The organism is Grimontia hollisae CIP 101886, from assembly GCF_000176515.1.
Taxonomy (GTDB): Bacteria; Pseudomonadota; Gammaproteobacteria; order Enterobacterales; family Vibrionaceae; genus Enterovibrio; species Enterovibrio hollisae.
Map to the genome: position 1 here is coordinate 109,954 of NZ_ADAQ01000012.1, position 11,820 is coordinate 121,773.

12 protein-coding genes are annotated in these 11,820 nt (G+C 45.9%); 5 read left to right on the forward strand and 7 right to left on the reverse strand.

The window, feature by feature from the left end; all coding sequences use genetic code 11:
- Positions 1–27: 27 nt before the first annotated feature.
- The 3 genes from hppD to VHA_RS11645 form a co-directional block, all read right to left on the reverse strand.
- Positions 28–1,101 carry a 4-hydroxyphenylpyruvate dioxygenase gene (gene hppD, locus VHA_RS11635; RefSeq protein WP_005504539.1) on the reverse strand — a complete coding sequence of 358 codons (1,074 nt, stop codon included), beginning with the start codon at positions 1,099–1,101 and terminating at the stop codon, positions 28–30.
- Positions 1,102–1,284: 183 nt separating this feature from the next.
- A complete protein-coding gene (locus tag VHA_RS11640) occupies positions 1,285–1,644 on the reverse strand; it encodes a DUF2750 domain-containing protein (protein WP_005504540.1) in 360 nt (119 codons plus the stop codon).
- 246 nt (positions 1,645–1,890) lie between these two features.
- Entirely contained in the window at positions 1,891–2,253 is a 363-nt protein-coding gene (locus VHA_RS11645; RefSeq protein WP_005504541.1) for a hypothetical protein, read from the reverse strand.
- Positions 2,254–2,657: 404 nt separating this feature from the next.
- Between VHA_RS11645 and VHA_RS11650 the strand changes: the two genes are divergently transcribed.
- Entirely contained in the window at positions 2,658–3,017 is a 360-nt protein-coding gene (locus tag VHA_RS11650; protein WP_005504543.1) for a diacylglycerol kinase, read from the forward strand.
- Between the two features lie 24 nt (positions 3,018–3,041).
- On the opposite strand, the gene VHA_RS11655 is transcribed toward VHA_RS11650, so the two are convergent.
- From VHA_RS11655 to VHA_RS11670, 4 genes are all read right to left on the reverse strand, one after another.
- A complete protein-coding gene (locus tag VHA_RS11655) occupies positions 3,042–4,046 on the reverse strand; it encodes a DUF4056 domain-containing protein (RefSeq protein ID WP_005504544.1) in 1,005 nt (334 codons plus the stop codon).
- Positions 4,047–4,130: 84 nt separating this feature from the next.
- Complete coding sequence (locus tag VHA_RS11660) at positions 4,131–5,252, reverse strand: BamA/TamA family outer membrane protein (RefSeq protein ID WP_005504545.1); 1,122 nt, start codon at positions 5,250–5,252, stop codon at positions 4,131–4,133.
- A gap of 9 nt (positions 5,253–5,261) precedes the next feature.
- Positions 5,262–6,191 carry a hypothetical protein gene (locus tag VHA_RS11665; RefSeq protein WP_005504546.1) on the reverse strand — a complete coding sequence of 310 codons (930 nt, stop codon included), beginning with the start codon at positions 6,189–6,191 and terminating at the stop codon, positions 5,262–5,264.
- A 214-nt stretch (positions 6,192–6,405) separates the two neighbouring features.
- Complete coding sequence (locus VHA_RS11670) at positions 6,406–7,050, reverse strand: DUF3047 domain-containing protein (protein WP_005504547.1); 645 nt, start codon at positions 7,048–7,050, stop codon at positions 6,406–6,408.
- A 641-nt stretch (positions 7,051–7,691) separates the two neighbouring features.
- Between VHA_RS11670 and VHA_RS11675 the strand changes: the two genes are divergently transcribed.
- From VHA_RS11675 to VHA_RS11690, 4 genes are read left to right on the forward strand one after another with little or no spacing between them, the layout of a single operon-like run.
- Complete coding sequence (locus tag VHA_RS11675) at positions 7,692–9,203, forward strand: NCS1 family transporter (protein ID WP_005504548.1); 1,512 nt, start codon at positions 7,692–7,694, stop codon at positions 9,201–9,203.
- A 20-nt stretch (positions 9,204–9,223) separates the two neighbouring features.
- Complete coding sequence (locus VHA_RS11680) at positions 9,224–10,588, forward strand: amidase family protein (protein ID WP_005504549.1); 1,365 nt, start codon at positions 9,224–9,226, stop codon at positions 10,586–10,588.
- An 11-nt stretch (positions 10,589–10,599) separates the two neighbouring features.
- On the forward strand, positions 10,600–11,478 hold the full coding sequence (locus tag VHA_RS11685; protein ID WP_005504551.1) for a polysaccharide deacetylase family protein: 879 nt from the start codon (positions 10,600–10,602) through the stop codon (positions 11,476–11,478).
- Positions 11,479–11,504: 26 nt separating this feature from the next.
- Entirely contained in the window at positions 11,505–11,813 is a 309-nt protein-coding gene (locus tag VHA_RS11690; protein WP_040528830.1) for a hypothetical protein, read from the forward strand.
- The last annotated feature ends 7 nt before the right edge of the window (positions 11,814–11,820 follow it).

Consider the following 11,820-nt stretch of genomic DNA (forward strand, 5'->3'; position numbering starts at 1 on the left):
TGGCGCCAGCCACAGAAGCCCAGACGATTATCCGGCATCCAACACGCCACGGCGGATTTGATCGAGCTCTATTGATTCAAACAGCGCCTGGAAATTGCCTTCGCCAAAGCCCTGGTTGCCTTTGCGCTGTATGATCTCGAAAAACACTGGACCTATCACGGTATCGGTGAAAATCTGCAGCAGAATGCCAGTGTCCATATTGCCATCGATCAATACGCGTAAATCCCGAAGCTGCTCTACATCTTCTTCATGCCCTCCTACACGATCATTCACTTTCTCATAATAGGTGTCCGGCGTATCCATAAACCGCATACCACGGCTTTTCAATGACGCTACCGTTTTATAGATATCGTCAGTGCTGAGCGCGATATGCTGGATACCCTCGCCGTTATACGCTTTTAGGTACTCGGCAATCTGGGATTTATCATCGCTCGATTCGTTGATCGGAATACGGATTTTGCCGCAAGGTGCCGTCAATGCACGGGATTTCAGACCGGTCAGCTTACCCTCAATATCAAAAAAGCGGATTTCCTTGAAGTTGGCAATCCGGTCATAGAAATCGGCCCACACATCCATATTCCCTATTTCCACATTGTGGGTAAGGTGGTCAATCACCCGCAAACCGGCATCGGCTGTTCTCAGGCGTTCCAGCCAGTCTGGGTAGAAATCAAAGTCAATGTCGTAAATGTCGTTGTCACCGTAACGATCCACCAAGTAGAGGTAAGAACCACCGATGCCATAAATGGCCGGAATGTTCAGCTCCATCGGACCAACCCTGGCTTCACACGCTTGTGCACCCTGCTTCACGGCATAATCGATCGCGTGGCGGGCATCTTTCACCCGAAATGCCATCGCGTTTACGCTTGCACCATGCACATTGGCAAACCCTCTGGCCGGAGAGTCGATTTCACCGTTCACAATAAAATTGATGTCGCCCTGACGATATAACCACACCGCTTTATGTTTATGCTTGGCAATTTCTGCAAACCCCATCAAAGAAAACAGGTTCTTCAGATCGGCTATTCCTTTTGCATTTGGCGCTGTGTATTCAACGAACTCAAAGCCATCGGTCCCCATAGGGTTAATCGTGGTATTATCCATTTGCTTCTCCTTACCAGCATGTCATCTTTTCAGCAAATCCACTCAGCAAAATGTAAATCACTTGTTAATCAGAAATAGCAGCCAGCCATGGTGAAAAGCAATGCGGGGCCAGTGCATCTGAGGCCCGTACTGTAAAGGAGAGAATGTACAAACAGATTGACAAACGGGAAAAGAATGACGGAATTACTGGAAGTTGGCGACGTTCAAATATCGTTGCATCAGATCAAAAGGCTCCACCTCTTCACCACACAGGTCACTTCCCCAATCCGGCCCTAACATCACGGCTTCGTTGCTAAGATCCACCAGCCATTCATTGACAAACTCCTTCAAGGGAATCGCCATAGGAGAGAATTCGGACCATTCATCAATGCAGTGCCGTGCTGCAGCCTCCCTCGATGACCAGAAAGGCATGACATCGGTCTTTTCATATATGGCGGAATCACAAATCACCCAGCCATCTTTACAGTGTAAACCCCAGATGGTGCCGGATTGGCGGGACACATCAACAAAATGTTCAACAGGAGTAGATTGATCGGTCTTCATGCAGGCTCTCCTATGCGTCGCAATAAATGACCAAGTCAGCAGGGAAAATAACATTCCCAACTTCCCAATCTAAGCGTCTTGGCGAGGGTTGTATGTATTAAAAGTGAGGATAAGGAACGGGAATCTGAAACAATTTTTAGCACTGGTTTTGTGTTTTGCTAAACACGGCTGGCGTCATATCAACGCACGGCTTAAACGGTTAGAAGAAGTATTGATGAAGAAGCGTGGCAGGAAAGGGGAAACCAGTTACACCTTGAGGTTATAACTGGCAGGCTCCTCATTTGGCATAATGGTTTTCTCAACCTGCTTGAGAAGTTGCTGCTGACCTTGGGTGTACGCCGAAAACTTGGCCATTTTCGCTTCCTGTTCAGCAACGCGATCAATCAAGCCACGGTAATCACCACGCTGCGATGCCTCCGCTTGGGCCTTTTCAGCTTTCATTTTTTCTTCGCGTTCTTTGCGAAGCATTTCCGTCCGTTCTGCCGATGTCAGGGACTGTTCTGTCTTCACACTGTCATTACGCGCACCATACTGAGCCTCATCTTTCTCGCGCTGGCGGGCATTGAGGTACATGTTATTTGAATAACTGGTGTTGATCAGATTTGGCATGGCCCTGTCCTGTCAGCGGGTAAGTTCTACAAAGCTGGATCTTAAATTTAGTACAACATCCAAAGAAGTGGCAGAAATTTCCCTGATTTATTCCCAGTCAACTTACTATAAATCCCACCGCTCCCTCCAGCCCAAGGCTTGATCGCCCCCCCACTTTGGCATCCAGCAGGGTTGAATGGCGGGATGAATCTAATCGCATCACCCGGTCTGTTGAAAAACACGGTTCAAAGTAACCTGTTACCAGAGAGAGAAAACGTCACAGGCACTTGTGGCTTTTTTGCTTAGGTTTAACCATTCAGGGAACGGTTTTGGCCTGAAAGCGGCATAAAAGGCTCTCACCTAACGCTAAGATATTTGGCATAATGGCGAACAGCCGATATCTAGACTACCTGAGACATATTAAGATGAAACCCAACACAACTGGGCTGAAACGCATTTTTAATGCAACCGGTTACTCTTTTCAGGGACTTCGCGCAGCATGGAACAATGAGGCTGCATTTCGACAGGAATTGGTGCTGTTGGTTGTGATGACCACGGCATCGTTTTTTTTGCCCGTGACCCAGATTGAGCAGCTCTTGATGGTCGCCACTCTGTTTCTGGTGGTGATCGTGGAACTGATTAACTCGGCGATTGAAGCCGTCGTAGACCGCATTGGCCCTGAGCATCATGAACTGAGCGGCAGGGCCAAAGACATTGGTTCTGCCGCCGTGTTTGTTGCCCTGCTGCTGGTTGGGGTCACCTGGGGGTCTATTCTGCTGTTTTAACTGGGGATGAAACAAAGGGGGGACCTACCGTCGCCCCTGGCTGTCTTGTTCTTTTGCAAACGCTGCCAATGCCGGGAAATCATGTTCTGTCCAGACGGATTTGGCTTTTAACCCGCCGGGCAACCCTGTAAATGCCTTCTCCTCATTCGATGCCCGCGCTTCAAATTGCGCCCACTGGCTCAGGGGATCACTGTTGGACAGCATCTGCGGTAAGTGCAATGCCTCTCCGCCTGCCACCCCATTGGGTAACAGTGAAAGGGAAAGTGCATAGTCGCGGTGAAGCAATACCCACTTATCCGGCAAGCGTTTGCTGCTGTCCCACCAAATGCCATCCAACGCCTCAATGCGGGACGCAGTCTCTTGACTGGAGACCGCTTTCAGCGCCTTCAGTTTCTCTGCCAGAGCTATATCCATCGCCTTGCCAAATCCTTGCAGATCAAGATCAGGCGAATCACGCAGAATACCCATAGCAAGCTGCGCACCCAGCATATTGGAATACAGATCTTCTGGGGAGAATGCCGAGGCCAGCTCTTTAAACCCGGCCACCGACATCAGACCAAACCATTGTGCAATTTCGTGCCACTGAGCCAGCCTGAATGCCATGACCCCGGCAATCTCAACCGAAAGTTGCCGCTGTGTCTTTTGTGGCAAACCGCCGGGCTGTGCCTTCAGCACAATCACCCGTTCACGCAACTCTGCCGGCAACCGGATTTCTGCATCGGTGCCAATATGACGGCGGATTTCACTAAACAGGTAGTAGGTATAATCCGCCGTATCACGGACATGGGCGGTATCAATAAACCCGCCAAGTTCTGTGTAAATCAGGCCATTGTGTTCCTTACCCATTCCCAACAGGCTGCTGGAAACACCTTCAGAGCCGTCATTGTATCTGTGGTGACCGACACCATCGACATCCAGCACATTTCCGACCGAGAAAAAGGGGACAGGCACCCCACCCACCTGCGCTTTCAAATCTTTACCAAAGGCGCAACAGGGCCTGACACCCACAGGCGCCTCGGCCAATGACATACTGCTTATACTAACGAGTAGGCCACCCAGGCACAGGCGGCGAACCCAAGGGTTAAATCTGCTCACCATGATAATGCTTCGCTGTTAAAACGCTTCGTTGATATGGAAATAGAACCCGCTGCTGTCCTTGCCAATACCAAAATCAAAACGCACATTGATGCGGGGTTTAAACGCAAACCGGTAGCCAATGCCGGCGGTTGGCAACCATCGTTGGTCAAACAGGCCGTCGGTATCTGGCGCGACATTTCCCGCGCCCACCCAGGTCACCATGCCGTGTCTGGCGTTAAACTGGTGTCGCCATTCCATTTGCGCAGAAAGCTGGTAGCGGTCACGGTACTGGCCAATGTAATAGCCACGCATCCGCTTATCGCTCCCCAGCTCTGAGTAGGCATACCAAGGTACATCGCCGGCCACACCCTGCCCATAAACTTCCCAGGCAAGGATGCTGTCTTGGGATAGCCGCTGGTATTCGCGGTAATTTACCGTAATGCGGTCATAGTCAAAGTCCGAACCAATGGCATCGCGGTAGGTGACCCACTCTGCACTGACCAAACGGCCCCGTTCGGGATTCGGCTCAAAGTCACGGCTGTCATACTCAAGCGCCAGTACCACACCACTGCTCATGGCATCATCAAGCTGTATACCTGACAGCGCCGGCCCATCAGATTCCTGATCGGTGAGGCGCTGCAAATCCCAGCCAAGCGTGATGTAAGACGCAGGCAAAAATTGATATGACACTTTGGGGGAAAGCTTGAGGATCCGCGCTTCTTGTTTGGTTTTGTTGGCGCTATTTTCAGCGGCATCACGCCCTATGCCCCAGTAATAGCCCGGAGCATGGCTGATCCAGCCATCGGCCAGCAAGCGCAACGTGTCTCCGCGCAGGTAAGTGCGGTTTTCCACGCCCAGTCCGTATGACCCTGATGTCGACACATAGGATTTCACCGCGACGGTAGAGTATGGCGTGGTATCTACCCAGTCAGAGGGCGCATAAAGCCCCACCGCAGCAACCCCGAACCCCAGCCCCTGCTCGGGGTTCACAAAAGGCCCCGGTAGCACACCCCAGTCAACGCCCTGTTCGACATTGATAGTGTCGCTGGACCCGAGCTCGGTAAGCAGGCTATCCATCCAATCCGGTTGGTCACGCTCAAAGGCCAGTGTCAGTGAGGGCAACGCCAGCGCGCACATGGCCAGAGATGTCGTTTTCATGTTCTCTCCTCAGTAACGCATGTCAATTGAGAAGAAAACACTGGTACGCTCGCCAAATCCCGCCTCGCCCAGAAGGTAAAGGTTTGGCGAAATCTGGTACTGCATACCGACAATCGGGTTCCATGCCGTGGTCAGGCGCTGTTCGACATTAAAGCGCCCTTTGCCATCCTTGTTTACCGCGCCAAGAAGGCCGGAAAGTCCCGCGGGTAAATCCAGGCTGGACAAGCTTCCCGACAGTGACTGCTCCACATCCTGATACATGGCGCCGGCCCATAGCCGCATCGGAAATCCGCGGGTATGAAAGTCATAACCAATACGCGGCGACACCACGTAGGCATCAATCGCCCCATCGATTACCGTTAAATTGGTTTTGGTGTAGCTGGCATCCACCAGACCAAACCAGTTGCCATAGCCCCCGGCAAGGACAATCCCTCCACCGTATAGGTCACCATCTAAATCAAGTTTGAAATCGATGGGATCGCTTCTTTTGTCAATCCCCTTAACACCCACTGTCACGCGGGTTTCGGAATATCCTTTCAGCTTACCGACCATGCCGTAGACATTAAGAAACGGGAAAAGCCATACGTCTCCGCGTAAAGAAAGCACTTCACTTTTCTGTCTACCCGGCTCAGCCTGAATATCAATCAGATCCCTTGGGATCGGCATGTCAAACCCTGGAATCGTAATCCCTGGAAGTCCCGGGAATGTAGGAATGGTGAAGTCTGGAATTTTCGCTACCAGCCCCTCAAACCCAATCGAATCCACAGCAATGCCCTGTTCCAGATTCATATAGCTCACGTTAAACCCAAAAGGCTTTGGTAATACATACCCCAACGCCTCCGCTTCCTCTTTCCAGATCGGCAAAGAAAAAGACTGCGCCCAGCCAGCTGTTGAACACAGTAACAAGCTACCAGCGAGTAAACGTTTGAATGGAAACATACTTCTACTTCCAAAATCCCTTTCGGGTGCTTTCAAATTGGGAGGTGCAGGTGCGAAGTGAGTGCGTTGGCGATCCCGGAATTTCATTCACTGCAACCTAAAGAGGTTGAATATCATACTCAGCAAAACAACAAAGTAAACTTAAAAGTGTACATTGAGGGAATTTATACCCTTGAGATCAGGGCAGAGAGTAAGAAGGAAGGTAACCTTATGACTAATTGGGACTTTCAGAAAAAAACAAGGTACTCAGGAAGGCAGAAGATGTGCTGTGTGTGTTATCACTGTCAGAGGTAGCCGCCACCACCGTCAGGGTATCGAAATCCTCCCCGTAGAGGCGTTTAAAATCCTCCCGCACATTGCGGGTCACCTTCACCCAGGTATCTTTCTGGTCTGTGGCCGTTGCAGCAAGCATTTTAAATTGTTTGGGTGCGAAAGGATTTCCCCAGGCGCTATCTTCAGGCTGGTTTGGTGTCCAGACATACACGATGGTTTTGCTGCTCATCATGGTAATTCCCGGCGTGACAGTCACAGACACCCGCCAGGCGAAATCATCCTGCACTTTCAGCTTCTCATCGGTAGTGCCCGGAAAGCTTTCTACTTTCCACCAATAACTGAGCCAGGGCGTTTTGTTGAGATCAATATCCGTTTCCTGCAAAAGCCCCGAAGCACCATTCTCGCTCTTTCCATGCAACACAGGCTCTGAAAATTTAGGATCATTCACTGGTTGATAGTGAGTTTCGCGCTCAAACACCTTAACGTCCCATTGTGAAAGATCAGAAAAGTCCAGCTTTATCGCCGAAAAAGCAGGCGTAATGAAAAAAATAGCGATAAGGACTACTGCCAAAATCCGCATGTTCATACCTATGCTCCAGAAAAAACACCAACGTTTATACCACGACCAGAATATAGGAACGATTTTCCGCACCTCTCCTTTCATGAGGCTACCACTCCCGGAGTAGCCCGGACTATTTCTGACACCACGTATCAAAGACATGAGTGCACTAGCCCCCAAAATATCCCTACCCGACAAAGAAAGATTCTGACAATTAGGCGACTTAGTTTCCTCACTATCTGATGATCATCTACTGGTTCAGTCAGAGTTGGCCCCTTTCGCTGAATCAATAATTGTGGCGCAAACGTACTAAGTGCCCAGTCCTACCTTTTTTGACCGTTTAAAAAGTGTGATCAACACATGATTTCTTCATTTTTGTACATCACGCGCAATATACAATATAAATTAGCCCGTTATTTCAACGTGTTAAGCACAAAAATTAACAATTTACCCGTTTTAACGCTCAAAGAAAAACCTATTACATAACAAGCAGTAAGTGGGCCCTTCTCTAAATTTTACTCACAAAAAACTTAACACCAACGCAACATTGTACTTTGCGCGCAATATACAAAATGTGTAACGTGATTGTTAACTCAAGAAGGTGAGGCCTCGCAAAAAATGACTCTCACCTGAAAACTCACATATAAGCGTGAAATCAAGAGGGAAAAATGAATAAAGCTAAAGGAATAGCAAGAACAGTTGATAACCCAACAGGTGAAAACCACCTTATAGAGGAATCCATTCTGCCTGTCTGGTTAAATCAGCGCACAATTAGTTTCTGGGGATTTATCGCCATCTGGATCGGCATGGCTGTCATAATCGCTACGTTTTCTCTTGGTGCCGGTGGCGTATCAGGCATGCCTCTTGAACATGTGTTGCTAACAATCTTCCTTGCAAACTTAACTCTCGGGATTGTCATGACACTCACCGCGGATATAGGAACAGAGCATGGTTTATCTTTTGCGGTTTATCTGAGGGCACCATTTGGTACGTTTGGAACACATTTACCTGCAGTGTCAAGAGGTGTGGTTGCTGCAATCTGGTTTGGTATCCAAACTTATCTGGGCGCACTTGCGCTCAATGGTATTTTTGAGTATTTGACCGGCTTCACTAACTGGTATTTCTGGTACGGGATTTTCGGTATCGTTCAGATAATTAACACCGCGTATGGAATACGAGCTGTTAAAACACTTGCAAACCTGGCGACGCCAGCAATCATCGCAATCTCTATCTGGATGTATTATTCGCTGGATGGCATAGCTAAAACTAAAGGCATTAACATCTGGAACTTTGAAGGAAAGGAAGAGATTTCGTTCCTTGTTTTGTTTGTCGCTAACATGTCTTGGTGGTCTGCTCTGGCTGTCGATATTCCCAACCTTACACGCTTCCTTAAAACCGAGCCTGGAACAAAAAGCTTTTTTAAAAGAAATAGAAATGTCTTTGTAGCACAATTCCTTGCCTTACCGTTAACACAAACTTGGATCGCACTGATTGGTGCAGCTTCATTTATTACGACGGGCGATTGGAATCCGATTAATGTCATTCAGGGGCAAGAATCTGGATTGGGGCTTATCGTTCTTCTCTTGATGGTTGTTTTAGCACAATGGTCAACAAATAACTCGGCAAACTTGATACCTGCTGCTTTGACTTTTGTAAATGCAGCCGCTCCCAAAATGACCTACAAATTCGGTGTGATACTAGCCGGAATAATTGGTACTCTTTCTATGCCATGGTTAATACTCAACAATCTATTCACGTTTCTTGGTTATTATGGTGCGATTCTATCTGCAATAGCAGGGATCATTGTTGCTGATTACTATGTCATTCGTCGTAGACATCTGAATGTTCCCGACTTATTTAATCAATCTGGACAGTTTAAATATATAAAAGGAATAAACCCGGCTGCCTATATTGCTTGGTTTATTGGTGGAGCCTCTGCATTAGCCAGCTTCAACTATGCTTATCTCGTTGGGTTTCCTATCGCATTTATAACTTATCTCTTGTTAATGAAGGTTTGGATACTCCCTACATATAAACAAAAGGAAGTCACATCCAATTTCAATGATGAATACCTTGCCACTTCAGAAGGAATGAACTGGGTTCACGAAGGAAATGGACATTTTAGTAGAAAAACAACCAGAGAATTAGAAAATAAGTCACTAAAACGCGAAGATTTATAGATGACTATCAGGAGGGCAGTATGACCACCACTTTGGATAAAAACAGGCTTTCAGTCAGTCATCTTAGCCAACTATTATCGAACAATATAATGGATCCCATTGAGCTGTTTGAGAGAAGTTTAGAGAAGGCAAAGAACTCGAATAGTATATTCACTTTTTTTTGCGAAAGCATAGGAAGAAAGGAAGCCGAATATTCATATTTAAGATTCAAAAAAAACAAAAAACTAAGTAATTTAGATGGAATTCCTGTTTGTTGGAAAGACAACATTGACATAGCCAATTGTCCAACAAGCAATGGTTCAATAATACCAGAGAGTAAGATCCCCAAAAATCATGATGCTTATATAGTCGAATGCGCAAAAAAAGTCGGTCTCACTTCAATTGGTAAAACAAATCTCAGTGAGCTAGCATTTTCCGGAATTGGAATAAACTCTCATTTTGGCACGCCCTATCGTTCCAAACAACATGGAGAGATAAAAGTTCCGGGCGGTTCGTCTAGTGGATCTGCAATTGCTGTTGCGGAAGGTATCGTTCCATTTGCAGTTGGGACAGATACCGCTGGATCAATCCGTATACCGGCTGCATTTAATGGATTGGTAGGTTATCGACCAACGGCTTCTTTCCACCGTAAAGAAGGGATAGTGACCCTATCCCCTTCACTAGATTCTGTAGGGACATTAGCCAATAACGTGTCTGATTGTTTATCGCTAAACAATGCAATGAATGGCTGTCTTCCACAAACCATTAAGCCAGCAGATATAAATAATATTAGTGTAACAGTCGATGAATCATTGATAGATATGGTTGTTACAGATGAAAACGTTAAAAATGATTTTTACAAAACAATAAATTCACTATCTAACGCTGGAGTCAAGATAAAAACCAAAAGCCTAAGTTCAATTCAAAGTGTTTTTCACTTAATCCAAAAAAAAGGGTGGCTAGGATCACTAGAAGCTTACTTGGAGCATTATTCATTAATTAATAGCGATAACAGAAACTTACTTGAAAGAAGAACACTTGACAGACTTAATAAATGTTCAGAATTCACGCTAAAAACTTATGCTGAATTGATGTATAACAGAAGTGTACTACAGAAAAAATTCCATACTGAAATTGAAAGCTCATTACTCATGATACCAACGGTAGGCCATTATGCACCTACGATTAATTCTTTAAAAAATAATAACTACTTGTTTTCATCTATAAATTTGAAAACATTACAAATTACAATGATCGGAAGCTACTTAGATCTACCGACATTCGCTATGCCAAACATTATAAACAATAATATTGAGTATTCGGGATTTCAAATATCTAGACCGAGAAATGAAGATGCTAATTTATCCAGTTCAGCTCTTACCATAGAGAAAATATTGTATCACTAAGGAGATAATAAATGAAAAAGAAAATATTATGTGCGTTTGGAGTAGATGTTGATGCCGTTGCTGGTTGGTTGGGTTCATATGGCGGTGAAGATTCACCGGATGATATATCCAGAGGATTATTTGCCGGTGAAATTGGAAGTTTAAGACTTCTTAAGCTATTTGAAAAATATAATTTAAAAACAACTTGGTTCATTCCTGGTCATTCAATTGAAACTTTTCCTGAACAAATGAAAAAAGTAGCGAAGGCTGGGCATGAAATTGGTGTTCACGGATACAGCCATGAAAACCCGATAGCGATGACCAGAGAGCAGGAAACAGCCATTCTGGATCACTGCATTCAATTGGTCACAGATCTCGCTGGAAAGCCGCCAACTGGCTATGTTGCTCCCTGGTGGGAATTTAGCCCTGTGACGAATGAACTGTTGCTCGAAAGAGGGATAAAGTATGACCATAGCCTTATGCATAATGATTTTCATCCTTATTATGTTCGAGTCGGTGATAGTTGGACAAAAATTGACTATTCACAGCATCCTAGCGAATGGATGAAGCCACTTGAACGAGGAGAAGAAACCGACCTCATAGAGATCCCTGCAAACTGGTATCTCGATGATCTACCTCCAATGATGTTTATAAAAAAGGCACCGAACAGCCATGGATTTGTAAATCCAAGGGATATTGAGCAGATGTGGCGAGATCAGTTTGATTGGGTATATCGTGAAAATGATTATGCCGTATTCACAATGACCATTCATCCGGATGTATCGGGGAGGCCGCAAGTTCTACTCGCACTAGAACGTTTGATTGAATATATATTAAGTCACGATGGTGTGGAGTTTTGTACATTTGATCAGATAGCGGATGACTTTTCAGCCCGATACCCAAGAAATTGATATTTACCATTAAATAAGGAGGCAGCATGTGTGGTTTATGCGGAGTGTTTGGTCAGGAAGAACATTGGCTGGTCACTCAAACAACTAATACGTCAGAACGTAATGTGCGCCTCCGTCTTAGATATGAAAGGATAAAAATCATCAATAGATGGCTTATTCCTTTTAATATTAAAGTGAGTGACGTTCATGGAGCATCATATCTTTTGTGTTCTCCTACAGGAAAACAAACTCTGGTTTCGAATGTTACAGAGCTATGGATGAATGCGGAGTTGCTATCTGGTAAAACTATTGATCCTCTGAATATAAGTTATCTAACGCATATTAGCAATGTTTAAAAGGGAC